The organism is Pseudomonas bananamidigenes (assembly GCF_001679645.1).
Taxonomy (GTDB): Bacteria; Pseudomonadota; Gammaproteobacteria; order Pseudomonadales; family Pseudomonadaceae; genus Aquipseudomonas; species Aquipseudomonas bananamidigenes.
In genome coordinates, this window is record NZ_LRUN01000079.1 from 52197 (window position 1) to 69380 (window position 17184).

The window sequence follows — 17184 nt, forward strand, 5'->3', positions numbered from 1 at the left end:
CTTAACCCTCCTTGACCAGGCCGAGATCCGTCAGCACGTTGCGGGTAGCGTTGTAGTAACGCACATACCCGGTGCAACGGCAGATGTGATGGCCGAGGCTGTCCTCGATGACTTGTTCCAGTTTGCTTTTGACGATTGGCTGGCGTTGCAGCTTTTCCACCAGCACGGTCGCGGCGTTGACGAAGCCCGGTGCGCAGTAACTGCACTGGAAGGCGAACTCATCGACAAAACGCTGCTGGATCGGGTTCAGCTCAGTGACCTGACCCTGCTCGTCACGCTTGGCATGGCCCTCGATGGTGCGGACCTTCTTGCCCTCGAAATAATGCGCGCCAGTGATGCAGGTGCGCACTTCTTCGCTGGTACCGTCCGGGTTATCGACGATCACGACACAGGCGTGACAGATGCCCTGGCCGCAGCCCAGACGCGAGCCGGTGAGGTTCTTGTATTCGTGCAGGTAATCGATCATCGGCAGGTCATCAGGGATGTCCACCGGGCCGACGGATTGACCGTTGAGGGTCAGTTGAAGCGGACGGTTAGCCATTGAGGGCCTCCTTGATGCGCGCAGCAGTGATTGGAAGGTCGCGGACACGTTTGCCGATGGCGTGGGCCACGGCGTTACCGATGGCACCGACCACCGGGATCATCACCACTTCGGCGATGCCTTTGGACGGGTCGCTTGGCGACAGCGGCGGCAGAATCTCCGATGTCTGTTTCCACACCGCCACATGGCGCGCCATCGGCAGACGATAACGGTTGAAGTTCCAGTCACCCTCCCCAGGCCCGCCTTCGTACAGCGGCATTTCTTCCATCAAGGCGTGACCGATGCCCATGGCGATACCGCCTTCGAGTTGGCCACGAACCAGTTCTTCGACCAGCACCCGACCGCACTCCAGCCACGAGTGATGGTTGAGCACTTCGACTTCTGCCGAACCTTTGTTGACCTTCAACTCGACCAGCGTCGCCACCGGGCTGTAGTAGGTCACGGCAGCGTTGTTCAGTTGAACCACCGGATAGGCGACATTCTGCCGATCCAGCAAATGGAAACCGTCGCTGGTCATCTGCGCCTTCTTGGCTTTCGGAGCGCCGTCACCGTACTTCACCGCCAGACCGTCCAGCGGCAGACGCTCGCGCACGCCGTCAATGCTGTATTCGGCCTCTGCCCAGCTCCAGCGGTTGAAGCCGTGAACCGTGGCAGCCGTGACCAGACCGCGCTCATGGGCACGCTTGGCCAGCTCTTCGAAGCTCAACGGCTGCATGCCGTTGGCAGTCAGTTTGCCGTCGACCCAATGCGCATCTTCGCGGCGCACGACGTAAGGGTTGGCCTGGCCGCCGTATGGGCCCTGACGCCAGATCTCCAGCGCCGCCGGCCACAGACCATGATTGAACAGCACGCGCGCCGCTTCACGGGTGGCGTGGCTGAAGTAGTAGGCGGAGTTGGTCGCGGACGAGGCCGACGCCAACTTGCCGACCCAGCGCGGGTTACGCAGGAAGTTGTCTTGCTCGGCCTGACTCATGATGTAAGGGTTGCCGGCAGTGACCAGTTGCATTTCCTTCCATTCGGTCTCGCCGGTCTTCACGTCGTGCGCCGGGCCGCCGAGAAAATCAGCAACCACCATGGCTTGCGAGGTAGACATGCCGGTGCCGATTTCGATACCGATGTGACGCAGGGAAATGCGCCCTTCAGCGGTGAACTCGATGCTGGCCATCGGTGCTTCGGAGCCAGTGCCGAAGTCTTTCTGGCAAATGGCAAAACCGACGCCATACCAGTTGTCCGGGTCTGCCGCTTCACGCTGTTTTTTGATGGCGTCGCGATTTTTCCAGACTTCGTGCAGCGACGCCTTGTCGAGAATCTCGTGCAGGCGCAGCGCGCCGGCAGGGATCGCGCCCTGGGTATTTTTCATCCCCGAACGCAACGCGTTCTTGCGACGCAGGTCGATGGCATCGACACCGAGACGATCGGCGATTTCATCGACCATCATTTCGGTGGAAGCCATGCTTTGCAGGGTGCCGTAACCCCGCATCGAGCCCGCCTCAACACCACGGGAGTGGTAGGCAGTCACCTGAAGGTCGTTCTGCGGCATGTAGTAGATCGACTGCGCCGCGGTAGCGCCAACGGCAGCCACTGACGGGCTGTAGTTGATCCGGCCGCCGCCATCGACGCTCATTTCGGCGCGGAAAATCTTGAAGCTGTGATCGGTCTTGTCCACCGCCAATTGGTAACGAATATCGAACGGGTGACGCTTGATACCGCTCTGGAACTGCTCGTAGCGGTCGTTGGCCAGGCGAATCGGTACCCCTGCTCCGTACAACGCCGCCAAGGCTGCGTAGTAAACGAAGATATTGTGGTCCTTGGAACCGTAACCCACGGTGTAACCCGGGTGCATGTTCAGGTTGGCAAGACCGAAACGCGACGGCGAAATCATCTTCGCAGTCTCGGTTGCCGCTTCCAGCGGACACTGGGTGGCGACAACGAAATGCAGGGTTTTGGTCGCCGGGTCGTACCAGCCGTTGCCGTTGTCCGGCTCCATGGCTGCCGGTTCGATGGACGGGGTTTTGTAGCGCTCGTCGAACACCAGCCAGTTATCCGGCGGGGAGTCGATTTCTTTCTTCATGCGTTCGGCGTAGAACAGGCCGCGCTCGGTCAGGTTGCCGTGCAGGTTCGGCTGGGAATTCCATACCGGGCGGCGGTTCTTGAGCATCGGGAACAGGATCGAATCCTTGAGGCTGGCGAACTCGTCTTCGTCCGCCGACGTCGGTCCGCCGACACGCACATAACGGAAACTGCCATAGGGATCGCCTTCGTAGAACGGCACTTTTGCACCGTAACGAATCGCCTTATCATTGAATTTGAGTTTGTTCTTGGCCTGACGGAAACGCTCGAAATCGTTCCAGATCAGGATCGCCACCGGGTGGCCGATGAACATCGGCACCTTGCCTTCCGGCAGCAGCGGATCCGGTGCGTGCTCTTCAGGGAACACGATGCCGTCCTTGTCCAGGTCGGCAGCGGTGACGATGCGATCAGGCTGCAGATCGGCACCGAGCCACGACAGGTCATAGCCGTCGTAGATTCGATCGGCCTTGATGGTTTTCAGCAACATGGCGTGGCCTTGCTGCTGGGGCCAGCCCGGCATGTCCCTGGAACGGATGTCGCGGGCAAAAACTTTGCTGCCGCAGACCTTGGACAAGGCATCGTTACGCTGGCGCGCCTTGCCGTTATTGCCGAGCCACTGCTCGGACGGCACGGTCACGCTGTTTTCCATCAAGGCAGCCAGCGCCTGGCTGCTGAGCGGCGTGAGCGTAACGCTCACACCCGCCACCAGCCCGCCCTGAAGGAACGAGCGCCGGGATATTTCACGGTTGGACATGGATCATCCTCTGGGCGGTTATGGATCCGCCCTTCTGGTTATCTACTGGGAATCTCGAGTCTTGCAGAAGCCCTTTTTGGCTGAACAAAGGGCGTGATGACAGTGCAAAGCTGACCGAAAGGTTAACTTTATAGGTTTCCGGGCTCGCAGCAAATAACCAGTTACAAAAAACTGACTAAAAAATCAAAAATCAATGTGGCAATGCATCGCAGCGACTCGATGACGCAGGGAGAGCATTAACCTGAGGACTTCTCGCGTAGGTCGCGAGGTAGCAGAGGAGACATTCTGGAGGGTCAAATTTCAGACACAAAAAACCCCGGTCTTTCGACCGGGGTCTTTGCTATCGACTCCGAACCAACCAAAGGTTGCTTTCGGTGCTTCAAGGCGTTCAGTGGTCCTTGAAGCAGATATGGCGCAGCGGACGGGACTCGAACCCGCGACCCCCGGCGTGACAGGCCGGTATTCTAACCGACTGAACTACCGCTGCGTATCGCTTTGAGCTGATGCTCAAGTAACTCGTTTGACTGAAAGCTTCGGTGCTTTTCAATCGCGAACCAGGCAGTACCTGACTCGTTGAATATGGCGCAGCGGACGGGACTCGAACCCGCGACCCCCGGCGTGACAGGCCGGTATTCTAACCGACTGAACTACCGCTGCGCGTCGGTGGAGGCACTTTCAGCCTGCCTCTTGCTTTCGCAAGTATCTCGGGAGTGGTGGGTGATGACGGGATCGAACCGCCGACATTCTGCTTGTAAGGCAGACGCTCTCCCAGCTGAGCTAATCACCCGTTTGCATCTCCGAGGCCGCGAAATTTACGCACGTAGCGAACCTAAGTCAATAGCAGGATTGAAGTTTTTCTCAAAAAGACAAAAATATGTCATTCCGAGTAGATCATCTTCTTGGTCATGCCGCCGTCGACCACGAATTCCTGCCCCGTCACGAACCCGGCATTCTTCGACAGCAGCCATGCCACCATTGCCGCCACGTCCTCGACCGTCCCTACCCTGCCTGCCGGGTGCTGGGCATGATCTGTATCCGTCAACGGCTCAGCACGACGCGCGGAGGGATCCCGCGCATCGATCCAGCCCGGGCTGACCGCATTGACGCGAATCTCCGGTCCAAGACTGATTGCCAGCGCATGAGTCAACGCCAGCAAGCCACCCTTGCTCGCGGCATAGGCTTCGGTATCGGGCTCCGACTGTGCTGCACGGGTCGAGGCCAGATTGACGATTGCCCCGTTATGCGCCCGCAGATACGGCGCACAATGCTTGGCCAGCAGCATCGGCCCGCTGAGGTTCACCGCCAGAACACGATTCCAGTACGCCAGATCGAGGCTTTCCAGAACGATATTGTGCGGATCCGCCACCGCCGCGTTGCACACCAACGCATCCAGCCGTCCGAACTGCCCAAGCACCTCAGCGACGCCACGCGCCACCTGATTTTCATCTGCTACATCCATGGCGATGAAGCAGGCATTTTCGCCAAGGACACTCGCCACCCTGGAGCCTCGCGCACGGTCCAGATCCGTCAGCACCACTTGCCAGCCTTCGCTGATCAACCACGCCGCGATTCCCAGTCCGATGCCACGGGCAGCCCCCGTGACCAGCGCTACGCGGCCATGGGTACCCGTCGTCAAGGAAGACAACTCGATCACAACGCCGCCAGACCGCGCGCCAGATCGGCTTGCAGATCCGCGACGTCTTCCAGCCCCACCGCAATGCGGATCAGGCTGTCACGAATCCCCGCCGCTTCACGCTCCTGCGGCGCCAGACGGCCGTGGGACGTGGTGCTCGGATGAGTGATGGTGGTTTTGCTGTCACCCAGGTTTGCGGTGATCGAAATCAAACGGGTCGCGTCGATAAAGCGCCAGGCGCCTTCTTTGCCGCCCTTCACCTCGAAGCTGACGACCGCGCCGAAGCCCTTCTGCTGACGCTGGGCCAGCTCATGCTGCGGGTGGCTCTTGAGGCCTGCGTAATGCACCTTCTCGATGCCATCCTGCTGCTCCAGCCATTCAGCCAGTTGCTGCGCATTGGCACAGTGCGCCTTCATCCGCAGATTCAGTGTTTCCAGGCCCTTGAGGAAGATCCAGGCGTTGAATGGGCTCAAGGTCGGGCCAGCGGTGCGCAGGAAACCGACGACTTCCTTCATCTGCTCGCTGCGCCCGGCAACCACCCCACCCATGCAACGACCCTGGCCATCGATGAACTTGGTGGCCGAGTGCACGACGATGTCTGCGCCGAGTTTCAACGGCTGTTGCAACGCCGGCGTGCAGAAGCAGTTGTCGACCACCAGCATTGCGCCTTTGGCGTGAGCGATTTCTGCCAGCGCGGTGATATCCACCAGTTCAGCCAGCGGATTGGACGGCGACTCGACGAACAGCAATCTGGTGTTGGACTTGATCGCCGCGTCCCAGGCCGACAGATCCGCCAGCGGCACGTAATCGACTTCCACGCCGAAGCGCTTGAAGTATTTCTCGAAAAGACTGATGGTCGAACCGAACACGCTGCGCGACACCAGTACATGATCGCCGGCACTGCACAGGCTCATCACCACCGCCATTATCGCGGCCATGCCGGTTGCCGTGGCAACGGCTTGTTCGGCGCCTTCCAGCGCGGCAATACGTTCTTCGAACGAGCGAACCGTCGGGTTGGTGTAACGCGAGTAAACGTTGCCCGGCACCTCCCCGGCAAACCGTGCGGCGGCATCGGCGGCGGTACGGAAAACGTAACTGGAAGTGAAGAACATCGGATCACCGTGCTCGCCTTCCGGCGTACGGTGCTGACCGGCACGTACGGCCAGGGTATCGAACGCTACGCCTTCGAGGTCGCTGTCCAGCCGACCGGCATCCCATTCCTGACTCATGCTGTCACTCCTTGCCCTGTTCTCGATAAATAAAAGTCTTTTGCCAGATACAAAACCGGCCCCTAAGGGCCGGTTGAAACTCAGTTGTTGTACAGATCGATGATCGCGCTCACCGCCTGGGTCTTGGCCTTCGAGGCGTCGTTGCGTGCCTGCTCGATCTTGTTCAGATAGGCCTCATCGACGTCGCCGGTAACGTACTTGCCGTCGAATACCGCACAATCGAAGTTTTCGATCTTGATCTTGCCGCCACCGACCGCTTCGATCAAGTCAGGCAGATCCTGATAGATCAGCCAGTCGGCACCGATCAGGTCAGCCACGTCCTGGGTCGAACGATTGTGTGCGATCAGCTCGTGGGCGCTTGGCATGTCGATGCCATAAACGTTCGGGAAGCGCACGGCCGGGGCCGCCGAGCAGAAGTAGACGTTTTCGCGCCGGCCTCACGGGCCATCTGGATGATCTGCTTGCAGGTGGTACCGCGGACGATCGAGTCGTCCACCAGCATGACGTTCTTGCCGCGGAACTCCAGCTCGATGGCGTTGAGCTTCTGACGTACCGATTTCTTGCGCGCGGCCTGGCCAGGCATGATGAAGGTACGGCCGATGTAACGGTTCTTGACGAAACCTTCGCGAAATTTCACGCCCAGATGGTTCGCCAGCTCCAGCGCCGCAGTGCGACTGGTGTCCGGAATCGGGATGACCACGTCGATGTCGTGCTCTGGACGCTCACGCAGGATCTTCTCGGCCAGCTTCTCACCCATGCGCAGACGGGCCTTGTAGACCGACACGCCGTCGATGATCGAATCCGGGCGCGCCAGGTAGACGTGCTCGAAGATGCACGGGGTCAGCGACGGGTTGGTCGCGCACTGACGGGTGTGCAGCTTGCCGTCTTCAGTGATGTAGACCGCTTCGCCAGGCGCCAGGTCGCGGATCAGGGTGAAACCGAGCACGTCCAGCGAAACGCTTTCGGACGCGATCATGTACTCGACACCTTCGTCGGTATGACGCTGACCGAACACGATCGGACGAATGCCGTGCGGGTCGCGGAAACCGACGATGCCGTATCCGGTCACCATCGCCACTACGGCGTAGCCACCGACACAACGGTTGTGGACGTCGGTCACGGCAGCGAACACGTCTTCCTCGGTCGGCTGCAACTTGCCGCGCTGGGCCAGTTCGTGGGCGAACACGTTGAGCAGCACTTCAGAGTCGGAACTGGTGTTGACGTGACGCAGATCGGATTCGTAGATTTCCTTGGCCAACTGCTCAACGTTGGTCAGGTTGCCGTTGTGCGCCAGGGTAATGCCGTATGGCGAGTTGACGTAGAACGGCTGAGCCTCGGCCGACGTCGAGCTGCCGGCAGTCGGATAACGGACGTGACCGATACCCATGTGACCGACCAGGCGCTGCATGTGACGCTGCTGAAACACGTCACGCACCAGACCATTGTCCTTGCGCAAGAACAACCGGCCATCATGGCTGGTCACGATACCGGCAGCGTCCTGGCCGCGGTGCTGGAGCACGGTTAGCGCGTCATACAGCGCCTGATTGACGTTCGACTTACCGACGATACCGACGATGCCACACATGCGACGCAACCCCTACTTAATGGATCTGAACTGAACAACACTCACTGAGGCGTTTTGGCCGACGGCAAGAGTTGCTCCTTGAACGGAATTTCAGCGGGTACGCTGATTCCGCTGGCAAGCCACTGACTGCTCCACCCGAGAATCAGGTTTTTGGACCAGTCTGCGACCAATAGAAACTTTGGCACGAGCTGTGATTCTTTCCACCACCCGTCCTGCTGTACCGGCCCCAGGCTCAACAGCCCGACCGCCACGACCACCAGCAACACGCCACGCGCAGCGCCGAAGGCCATGCCGAGAAACCTGTCGGTCCCGGACAATCCGGTGACGCGAACCAGTTCGCCGATAAGATAATTGATCATTGCGCCCACGATCAGTGTGGCGACAAACATGATGGCACAGCCCGTGATCACACGAGCCGACGGTGTTTGGATGTATCCGGCGAGGTACTCGGACAGTGAGCCACCGAACATCCAGGCAACCGCTCCTGCGATGATCCAGGTCACCAGCGATAGTGCTTCCTTGACGAAGCCGCGGCTCAAACTGATCAAAGCGGAGATGGCGATGATTGCAACGATCGCCCAGTCAACCCAGGTAAATGGCACAGTGCAGCCTACAGACGGATAAGGCGGCGCATTTTAGCAGAGCGCATGGCTGTCGGTAAGCTGCGATTGTCAGTGCATTTCAATCGAGGTGATAGATTTCAGCCACGCTCGGGCTGAAAGCGCACCACAAACCCCTTGAGGTTCTGCTGGCGGCTCAACAGATCACGCAGACGGTCGGCTTCGGCGCGCTCGATCAGCGGACCGACGAACACCCGATTCTTGCCATCGGCAGAGCGGATATAAGCGTTGTAACCCTGACTGCGCAGGGTTTTCTGCAGGCTTTCGGCACTGGCGCGACTCGACAGACTGGCCAGTTGCACCGACCAGCTCACCGACAGGCCATTGGCATCGACGCGGCTCTGGGTGGTATCCGGCTTCGCCGACAGCGCAGCGATCGGTTGAGCCGGAGCGGCAGTTGGCTTGCTCACGGGCGCAGGCGCTGGCGCTGGAGCAACTGCAACCGGTTTGGCTACCGGGGCCGGAGCTGGAGCTGGAACCGCAGGCGCAACCGGTGCGACCGGCGAGGCCTGCTCGGCGACCTCATCATCACTCGGCACCGGCTCTTGAGGCAGAACTTGCGGCTCAGGCACCGCCACGGTTTCCATCTGGATCTGCGCCACGGCAGGCGCCTGCGGCGCAGCGGGCGCCTCGACGGTTACCTGACGCTGCTCGTCCTGACGGGAAAACAGCATCGGCAGGAAAATCACCGCCAGCGCCACCAGCACCAGAGCACCGACCATGCGCTGCTTGTACGCTTTATCCAGCAAAGCCATTTGCCGCTTCCTCCGTGGAGCGCCGGGCCAGCCACTCAAGGGCCTCGGCGACACAATAAAATGATCCGAACAACAAGATCTCGTCGTCGCTGGTGGCCACTGCACATTGCCCCTCCAGAGCAGCCGCCACGCTGTCATAAGACGCGACCGACGCTCCAAGGTTCTGCAATGCCGCATTCAATTCAGCGACCGGGCGCGCTCGCGGCGAATCCAGCGGCGCCACCGCCCAATGCTGGACACTGGCATTCAACTCACCGACCACGCCATCCAGATCCTTGTCCGCCAACAGGCCGAACACGGCCAGGCGCTTGCCGACCGGTGGACGGGCAGCCAGACGCCGGGCCAGATACTCCGCCGCGTGCGGGTTATGACCCACGTCCAGCAGCAGGTTCAGGCGCTTGCCGTTCCATTCGAACGAGCGACGATCAAGGCGACCGACCACGCGAGTGGCCTGCAAAGCCGCAACAATCTGTCGAGCGTCCCAAGGCAGGCCCAGCAGCAGATAAGCCTGCAACGCCAGTGCAGCGTTTTCCATCGGCAGGTCGAGCAGCGGCAAATCGCGCAATTCAACGGCCTGGCCATCTGCGTCGGTACCGCGCCACTGCCAGAATTGGTCAGTGATGCCGAGATCGAAATCGCGCCCACGCAGAAAGAACGGGCAAGCAAGCTCGCGTGCCTTGTCCAGCAGAGGTTGTGGAGGATTCAGATCGCCGCACAGTGCCGGTTTGCCCTGACGGAAAATTCCGGCCTTCTCGAAGGCCACGGACTCGCGGGTATTGCCCAGGTAATCCGCATGATCGACACCAATGCTGGTGACCAGCGCGATATCTGCATCGACCACGTTGACCGTGTCCAGACGCCCGCCCAGGCCGACCTCAAGCACTACCGCGTCGAGCCCGGCCTGTTGAAACAGCCAGAATGCCGCCAGAGTGCCCATCTCGAAGTAAGTCAGGGAAATCTCGCCCCGCCCGGCTTCAACCGCTGCAAAGGCTTCGCACAGTTGCGCATCCGTGGCTTCGACGCCATTGAGCTGCACCCGCTCGTTGTAACGCAGCAGGTGCGGGGAGTTGTAGACACCGACGCTCAGGCCCTGCGCCCGCAGCAATGAAGCCACGAAAGCGCAGGTCGAACCCTTGCCATTGGTGCCGGTGACCGTAATCACCCGAGGCGCCGGCTGGCCCAGCCCCATGCGGGACGCTACCTGTTGCGAACGCTCCAGCCCCATGTCGATGGCGGAAGGATGCAACTGCTCAAGGTAGGCGAGCCACTCGCCAAGGGTGCGCTCGGTCATACGTTGGCAGGCACCGGTGGAACGACGATCGGCTCGACAGGCGCAGCAACGTAGGTCGGCGTCGGCTTGCCGGTCAGTTGTGCCAGCAGATTGCCCAGGCGCGGACGCAGCTCACGACGATCGATGATCAGGTCGATTGCACCGTGCTCCAGCAGGAACTCGCTGCGCTGGAAGCCTTCCGGCAGTTTTTCGCGCACGGTCTGCTCGATCACGCGCGGGCCGGCGAAGCCGATCAGGGCTTTCGGCTCGCCGACGATCACGTCGCCCAGCATCGCCAGACTGGCGGAAACGCCGCCGTAAACCGGATCGGTCAGCACAGAGATGAACGGAATGCCTTCTTCACGCAGACGCGCCAGCACCGCCGAGGTCTTGGCCATCTGCATCAGGGAAATCAGGGCTTCCTGCATCCGCGCGCCACCGGAGGCGGAGAAGCAGACCATCGGGCAACGGTTTTCCAGAGCGTAGTTGGCAGCGCGCACGAAGCGCTCACCGACGATGGCGCCCATGGAGCCGCCCATGAAGCTGAATTCGAACGCCGAAACCACGACAGGCATGCCCAGCAGGGTGCCGCTCATGGAAACCAGCGCGTCTTTCTCGCCGGTCTGCTTCTGCGCAGCAGTCAGGCGATCCTTGTACTTCTTGCCGTCACGGAATTTCAGACGGTCAACCGGCTCCAGGTCAGCACCCAGCTCAGCACGACCTTCGGCATCCAGGAAGATGTCGATGCGCGCACGTGCTCCGATGCGCATGTGGTGGTTGCATTTAGGGCAAACGTCCAGGGTCTTTTCCAGCTCCGGACGATACAGCACGGCCTCGCAGGACGGGCATTTGTGCCACAGGCCTTCAGGCACCGAGCTCTTCTTGACCTCCGAACGCATGATCGAAGGGATCAGCTTGTCTACCAACCAGTTGCTCATGCTTTCTTTCTCCAGTACCGGCGGCCCGAACGCTCTGGTTCGCGGCCCCGTGTATGCCCTTCAGCTAAATTCATGTGTGGCGATGATCGATGGCGTTGCCGGGTCAGCGGAACTGACCTGCGTACAATCCGAAAAGACCCTCAGCCTCTTTTCTACAGAGCTGTGGACGGCGGCAGTCTGCCAGCCGTCACATCAACCTATGGCGTTGATGAACGCCCGAATCCTTGCGTGATCCTTGATACCCTTGCTCGCCTCTACCCCACCGCTGACGTCAACCGCGTAGGGCCGTACCCGGGCAACCGCTTCGGCGACGTTCTCGGGTGTCAACCCGCCGGCAAGAATCAACGGCTTGCTCAAACCTTGCGGAATCAATGACCAGTCGAACGCCTCGCCGGTTCCACCGGGTACGCCTTCCACGTAGGTATCGAGCAGCACGCCGCTGGCGCTCGGATAGGCATCGCAGGCTGCGGCGATGTCATCGCCGGCCTTGACCCGCAGGGCCTTGATGTACGGCCGGCGCCAGCCTTCGCACTCGGCAGCGGTCTCGTCGCCGTGAAATTGCAGCAGATCCAGCGGCACCGCATCGAGGATTTCCCCGAGCTCGCAACGACTGGCGTTGACAAACAGCCCCACCGTGGTCACGAACGGCGGCAACGCGGCAATGATCGCCCGCGCCTGCTGCACGGTCACCGCCCGAGGGCTTTTGGCGTAGAACACGAACCCGATGGCATCGGCCCCGGCCTCGACGGCTGCCAACGCATCCTCTATGCGGGTAATCCCGCAAATCTTGCTGCGAACGGCCGACATGTCGATAAAACCTCAAGGCAAATCCGGGAAAGTCCCGGATGGTAACAAATGCATTCGAGGGCGTCAGCCGTCAAGTTCCGAGAAACCGGTAAGGAAATGTGGCCCGATGAAACGCTCGGGCAACGGGAATTCGTCGTGGTACTCGACCTGTACCAGATATAGCCCGAACGGATGAGCCGTGACCCCGCCGGAACGCCGCTCACGGCTTTCCAGCACTTCTTTCATCCACTCCACCGGTCGCTCGCCGGCACCGATCGTCATCAACACTCCGGCGATGTTGCGCACCATGTGATGCAGAAACGCATTGGCACGGATGTCCAGCACGATCATTTTGCCGTGACGGGTCACGCGCAAGTGATGCATCTGCTTGATCGGCGACTTGGCCTGGCACTGGCCGGCACGGAAGGCACTGAAGTCATGAGTACCGATCAGGTACTGCGCGGCCTCGGCCATGCGCTCCACATCCAGAGGGCGGTGATTCCAGGTGATTTCTTCATTGAGATGGGCCGGCCGGATCTGATCGTTGTAGATCACGTAGCGATAGCGCCGGGCAATGGCCTTGAATCGCGCATGAAAGTGCGCAGGCATGACCTTCGCCCAACTGACACTGATGTCGTGGGGCAGGTTGATGTTTGCACCCATGACCCAGGCTTTCAGCGAGCGGTCGACCTGCGTATCGAAATGCACAACCTGCCCGCAGGCATGCACACCGGCATCGGTGCGTCCGGCGCATTGCAGCGAGATCGGCGAATTGGCGACCTTCGACAAGGCATTTTCCAGGGTTTCCTGCACCGTGAGCACACCGGTGGACTGGCGCTGCCAGCCGCTGTAGCGCGAGCCTTTGTATTCAACGCCCAGAGCGACGCGAAAAAAGCCTTCGGGAGCCATTTCGGCGGCCGGGTTATCTATGTTTGCCAAGTCGGGACAGCCTGCTGATCTACGAAGGCGGGCATTATAAGGCGGCGAACCGGGGATGCCAGACCCAAACAAAAACGGCAGCCTCGATGGGCTGCGTTTTTGTTTATCGCCGAACGCTGACTCAGGCCAGGTGCGAAAGCATTTCCTTCGCTTCGTTCTTCTGCTTGTCATCACCCTCGCTGAGCACTTCGTTGAGGATGTCGCGCGCGCCATCGTTGTCGCCCATGTCGATGTAAGCCTGAGCCAGATCGAGCTTGGTGGCGGCCTCGTCGGTACCGGCGAGGAAATCGAAGTCCTCGTCGCTCAGATCACCACCCATTGCGGCATCGGCTTCGGTGAAGCTCGGCTCGTTGATGCTGCTCGACAGACGATCCAGCTCGGCATTGACGTCGTCCAGTTCGGCGGCGAATGCATCCGGTTCAGCCGGGGTCGCATCCATTTCGTCAGCCAGGGACAGATCGAAATCGGCTGGCAGCTCCAGATCATCCAGAGGCGCTTCAGCCACCACCGGCGGCTCGACCGGCGGCAGGTCCTTCACGCCCTCGTCCAGCTCCAGCGAAAAATCCTCGTCAGCCAGATCAACCGGCACCGGCGCAGGATCGGCACCCAGGTCCAGATCCAGATCGAAGTCGGACAGATCATCAAGGTTTTCCTTGATCTCTGTCTGCTGCTGCAGCACAGACTCGAAGCTCAGGTCGTCATCGGCCGGGAATTCGTCCAGCTCCACCGGTGCCTCTGGCTCGACAGCCGTCACCGGAGCAACCGGATCCAGCGGCTTGATGTTGTCGAGATCATCCAGACTCAGGTCGAAAGCGCTGTCCAGATCGTCTTCGGCCTTGGCGACAGGCGCTTCTGGCTCATCAAGCAGCAGTTCCTTGACGTAATCCTCGTCCAGCTCGGCCGCAATGGCCGCTGCCGCCAGACCGGCAGCCGCAACGACCGCCATGGCCGGGAAGCGTTTTTTCAGCTCTTCGACCTTGGCGAAGTTGTCGCCATTGGCAACCAGTTGGCGCTCCTGACCGACGAAGGCATCACGATCACCCTGGCGACCGTAGACTTCCATCAGCTTCAGGCGCAAGTCGCTACGCTGCGGCTCCAGGCTGACGCCCTCCTCCAGCAACGCCGCCGCCTGATTCAAGCGACCGTTATCGATATGCGACTGCGCCTTGTCCAGCACGTCGTCGGAGCGCTCGGCAGCCGGAGCGACCAGTGGCGCGGCGATCGGCTCGGCCATCACTACCGGAGCCACCACAGGGGCCGGCGCTGGCGCTGGCGTGAGCTTGACGCTTGCCGCCGGCACTTCCAGGCCTTCGAAGCTGTCTTCCGGCAGATCGAGCTCAGGCGAGAACGACTGCTCTTCCAGAGCGCGAGCCATGCGCAGATGCTTCTCGGCCTCCTGTTGCGCCTTGCGGCGACGGGCCAGCAGCAACAGCAGAAGCAGGAACACCACCGCACCACCACCGACCAGCCCCAACAGAATCGGGTTGGTCAGCAGCTCGTTGAAGGCTTTGTCTTCGTCGGCGACAGGCTTGGGCTCGACCACGGGTTCAACCGGGGCCGGCGCAGCGGCTTCAGGCGCAGGCGCGGCAGGTGCGGCCTCGGCCGGCGTGGCTGGCGGGGTGGCCGCCAGCTCCGCAGTAATGGCCGGAACCGGCGGCACTGCCGGAGCAGCCGCATCAGCTGCAGGTGCCGGGGTCGCGCCCGCGCCTTCGGCCTGCATTTTCGCCAGCTGGTTATTCTTCAGTTCGATCAGGCGTTGCAGCTTGTCCAGCTGACTTTGCAGATCGGCCATGCGGCTTTTCAGTTCCGCATTGTCACGACGGGTCGTGTCGAGACTTTCCTGGGTCACGGCCAGTTTGTTGCTCAGAGCCTTGGCATCACCGGCCGGCCCCTTTCCACGAGCCTTGCCGCTTTCGGCGGAAACGAGGCTCAGGTTGTCCTTGGCATTCTGCGCAGCGCCGGCATTGGCGCGACCACGCTTGGTGGCGTCGAGCTGTTGCTGACCGGTGCCCGGCTTGGCCACATAACGACGACCCTGACGCCAGGCCTCGTTCTGCGCAGCCACTTCGGCAATCGCTTTCGACTGCGGCAATGCGGTGCTTTGCACCTGATCCGGCAGACGCAGCACCTGACCGGTTTTCAGGCGGTTGATGTTGCCGTCGATGAATGCGTCAGGGTTCAGCGCCTGAATCGCCAGCATGGTCTGCTGGATCGATCCGCCGGTGCGCGCCTTCGCCGCGATTTCCCACAGGGTGTCGCGTGGCGTGGTGGTATGCGTCGAATGCGTTGCGCCCGTGGTCGGCGCGGTGATGGTCTGTGCCGGCGCAGCTTGAGCGGCGGCATCAGCCGTCTGTGGCGAAAACTTCGACGGGTCCAGCAATACGCTGTAATCGCGCAGCAGTCGGCCGTTCGGCCACATCACCTGCACGAGGAATTTCACCATCGGTTCCGACAGCGGCTTGCTCGAGGTTACGCGCAGCACGCTCTTGCCGCTGGCGTTGAGCACCGGGGTGAAGGTCAGATCATTGAGGAACGCCTGGCGATCGACGCCGGCCTTGGCGAAATCTTCCGGCGAAGCCAGGCTCGGCACCACTTCGGCAGCGGTGAGATCCTTGACATCGAGCAGTTCGATTTCCGCCACCAGCGGCTGGTTCAGGGTCGACTTCAGGGTCAGCTCCCCGAGCCCGAGGGCATGCGCCATACCGGAGGACAGCGCCGAGGCGGCCGCTATTGCTAACACCAGTTTGCGAACTTGAACCATAGCCTCTTCCTTTGTTTGAACGTTCCTCGGCCAGCGAGAAAATATCGATTGTCGCTGCCGTAAGGCATTGCGCGCGACGACAGCATGCCGCGCGCGATCATTTCTTTGATGCCCCGGAAAGTCCCGGAGGGTATTACGTCATCAAGCCGTCTGGCCAAGCATAGCGCCCGGCTAGAATCAGTCGACAAATTGTTGCCAAGTATCTTTTACAGCAGGTCTTTTATCAACAACTCGGCCACTTGCACCGCGTTGAGCGCCGCGCCTTTGCGTACGTTATCTGACGTCAGCCACAGATTAAGTTCCGACGGCTCGTCGACACCGGCGCGAACCCGCCCGACATAGACCACGTCCTGCCCCACCGCGTCACCGACCGCAGTCGGATAATCGCCGGCCTCGACCAGTTCGATCCCCTCGGCGTCTTCAAGCGTGGCATTGACTTTTTCCAGGTCGACCGCGTTCGCTGACTGCAAGGTCACGCTAAAGCTATCGCCAAAAAACACCGGGGCTTGAACGCAAGTTGCGGAAATCTTTAATGAAGGTTTGGCCAGCACCTGGCGCAGCTCGCGCACCAGGCGTTTTTCCAGCAGCGTGTGGCCGTGCGCGTCCGGCTTACCGACCTGAGCCAGCAGATTGAACGCCATCTGCCGATCGAAGAAGGTCGGTTCCAGCGGACGCATGTTCAGCAGTTCCGTCGTCTGCCGGGCCAGCTCGGAAACCGCTTCACGGCCCTGAGCGGAAACCGCCAGATTGGCGGTGACATGCACAGATTGCAGATCGACCAGATCAAGCAACGGCGCCAGCACCACCGCCAGCGTGGTGGCCGACGGGCTCGGGCTGCTGACCTGGAAGGGCATTTTCATACCCGCGAGCACAGTGGCATTGGCTTCCGGCACCACTTGCGGCGCCTGATCCGCCGGCAAGGCTCCGGACAGATCCACCAACGAGCAACCTGCCGCGTGAGCGCGGGCGGCGTAGCTCAGGGTGATGGCCGGGCCGGCGGTAAAGAACGCCAGTCTGACCTTGCTGAAATCGAACGCGTCGACTTCGCGCACACGCACGTTCTTGTTGCGAAACAGCACCGAGCTGCCAGCGGATTCGCTGCTGGCCAGCAGATGCAGGTTGCCGACCGGAAAGTCGCGCTCCTCGAGAATCTGCACAAGGGTTTCGCCGACAATACCGGTGGCGCCGATCACGGCAATATCAATGGGCTGGCTCATGGTGCGACCTCTGGTGGAACGGGGGGAGCGGCACTTTACCGGGTGGCTGCCGGACAGGCAAAAAAAACCCGCGCCTTGCAAGGCGC

Annotated in this window: 12 protein-coding genes, 3 tRNA genes and 1 pseudogene; all 16 read right to left on the minus strand. The window is 60.9% G+C overall.

Annotation, left to right across the window (positions count from 1 at the left end; translation table 11 throughout):
* Window position 1: 1 nt before the first annotated feature.
* The 16 genes and pseudogenes from BBF94_RS24040 to BBF94_RS24115 all read right to left on the minus strand — a co-directional run bounded on the left by BBF94_RS24040 (window position 2) and on the right by BBF94_RS24115 (window position 17098).
* A complete protein-coding gene (locus tag BBF94_RS24040; protein ID WP_039771584.1) occupies window positions 2–541 on the minus strand; it encodes a (2Fe-2S)-binding protein in 540 nt (179 codons plus the stop codon).
* Window positions 534–3365: a xanthine dehydrogenase family protein molybdopterin-binding subunit gene (locus BBF94_RS24045; protein WP_065261442.1), complete on the minus strand. Its 2832-nt coding sequence runs from the start codon at window positions 3363–3365 to the stop codon at window positions 534–536. Before BBF94_RS24045 ends, BBF94_RS24040 begins: the two co-directional genes overlap by 8 nt.
* Window positions 3366–3775: 410 nt before the next feature.
* Window positions 3776–3852, minus strand: a tRNA-Asp gene (locus BBF94_RS24050).
* Window positions 3853–3945: 93 nt separating this feature from the next.
* Window positions 3946–4022: transfer RNA gene (locus tag BBF94_RS24055), tRNA-Asp, on the minus strand.
* Window positions 4023–4076: 54 nt separating this feature from the next.
* Window positions 4077–4152, minus strand: a tRNA-Val gene (locus tag BBF94_RS24060).
* Between the two features lie 90 nt (window positions 4153–4242).
* On the minus strand, window positions 4243–5019 hold the full coding sequence (locus tag BBF94_RS24065) for an SDR family oxidoreductase (protein ID WP_065261443.1): 777 nt from the start codon (window positions 5017–5019) through the stop codon (window positions 4243–4245).
* The gene (locus BBF94_RS24070; RefSeq protein ID WP_065261444.1) at window positions 5016–6227 is read right to left on the minus strand and encodes an O-succinylhomoserine sulfhydrylase; all 1212 of its coding nucleotides are present in this window, start codon (window positions 6225–6227) and stop codon (window positions 5016–5018) included. The genes BBF94_RS24065 and BBF94_RS24070 overlap by 4 nt, the downstream gene beginning before the upstream one ends.
* A gap of 80 nt (window positions 6228–6307) precedes the next feature.
* Window positions 6308–7812 (minus strand): annotated as a pseudogene (gene purF, locus BBF94_RS24075) (amidophosphoribosyltransferase).
* Window positions 7813–7853: 41 nt separating this feature from the next.
* Window positions 7854–8414, minus strand: a complete 561-nt coding sequence (locus tag BBF94_RS24080) for a CvpA family protein (protein WP_065261445.1) — start codon at window positions 8412–8414, stop codon at window positions 7854–7856.
* Between the two features lie 98 nt (window positions 8415–8512).
* The gene (locus BBF94_RS24085; protein WP_065261446.1) at window positions 8513–9187 is read right to left on the minus strand and encodes an SPOR domain-containing protein; all 675 of its coding nucleotides are present in this window, start codon (window positions 9185–9187) and stop codon (window positions 8513–8515) included.
* On the minus strand, window positions 9171–10478 hold the full coding sequence (gene folC, locus BBF94_RS24090; protein ID WP_065261447.1) for a bifunctional tetrahydrofolate synthase/dihydrofolate synthase: 1308 nt from the start codon (window positions 10476–10478) through the stop codon (window positions 9171–9173). Before folC ends, BBF94_RS24085 begins: the two co-directional genes overlap by 17 nt.
* A complete protein-coding gene (accD, locus tag BBF94_RS24095; RefSeq protein WP_065261448.1) occupies window positions 10475–11395 on the minus strand; it encodes an acetyl-CoA carboxylase, carboxyltransferase subunit beta in 921 nt (306 codons plus the stop codon). Before accD ends, folC begins: the two co-directional genes overlap by 4 nt.
* Before the next feature lie 192 nt (window positions 11396–11587).
* Window positions 11588–12202: a phosphoribosylanthranilate isomerase gene (locus BBF94_RS24100; RefSeq protein ID WP_065261449.1), complete on the minus strand. Its 615-nt coding sequence runs from the start codon at window positions 12200–12202 to the stop codon at window positions 11588–11590.
* A 63-nt stretch (window positions 12203–12265) separates the two neighbouring features.
* Complete coding sequence (gene truA, locus BBF94_RS24105; protein WP_065261450.1) at window positions 12266–13090, minus strand: tRNA pseudouridine(38-40) synthase TruA; 825 nt, start codon at window positions 13088–13090, stop codon at window positions 12266–12268.
* A 151-nt stretch (window positions 13091–13241) separates the two neighbouring features.
* On the minus strand, window positions 13242–15881 hold the full coding sequence (locus BBF94_RS24110; protein WP_065261451.1) for a FimV/HubP family polar landmark protein: 2640 nt from the start codon (window positions 15879–15881) through the stop codon (window positions 13242–13244).
* A 206-nt stretch (window positions 15882–16087) separates the two neighbouring features.
* Window positions 16088–17098 carry an aspartate-semialdehyde dehydrogenase gene (locus tag BBF94_RS24115; RefSeq protein WP_065261452.1) on the minus strand — a complete coding sequence of 337 codons (1011 nt, stop codon included), beginning with the start codon at window positions 17096–17098 and terminating at the stop codon, window positions 16088–16090.
* Window positions 17099–17184: the final 86 nt, after the last annotated feature.

Bases quoted from the DNA above. Each gene is read 5' to 3' on its own strand.
- BBF94_RS24045 (WP_065261442.1), bottom strand. From the start codon at position 3,365: ATGTCCAACCGTGAAATATCCCGGCGCTCGTTCCTTCAGGGCGGGCTG.
- folC (WP_065261447.1), bottom strand. From the start codon at position 10,478: ATGACCGAGCGCACCCTTGGCGAGTGGCTCGCCTACCTTGAGCAGTTG.
- BBF94_RS24115 (WP_065261452.1), bottom strand. From the start codon at position 17,098: ATGAGCCAGCCCATTGATATTGCCGTGATCGGCGCCACCGGTATTGTC.
- BBF94_RS24040 (WP_039771584.1), bottom strand. From the start codon at position 541: ATGGCTAACCGTCCGCTTCAACTGACCCTCAACGGTCAATCCGTCGGC.
- accD (WP_065261448.1), bottom strand. From the start codon at position 11,395: ATGAGCAACTGGTTGGTAGACAAGCTGATCCCTTCGATCATGCGTTCG.
- BBF94_RS24100 (WP_065261449.1), bottom strand. From the start codon at position 12,202: ATGTCGGCCGTTCGCAGCAAGATTTGCGGGATTACCCGCATAGAGGAT.
- truA (WP_065261450.1), bottom strand. From the start codon at position 13,090: ATGGCTCCCGAAGGCTTTTTTCGCGTCGCTCTGGGCGTTGAATACAAA.
- BBF94_RS24085 (WP_065261446.1), bottom strand. From the start codon at position 9,187: ATGGCTTTGCTGGATAAAGCGTACAAGCAGCGCATGGTCGGTGCTCTG.
- BBF94_RS24070 (WP_065261444.1), bottom strand. From the start codon at position 6,227: ATGAGTCAGGAATGGGATGCCGGTCGGCTGGACAGCGACCTCGAAGGC.
- BBF94_RS24110 (WP_065261451.1), bottom strand. From the start codon at position 15,881: ATGGTTCAAGTTCGCAAACTGGTGTTAGCAATAGCGGCCGCCTCGGCG.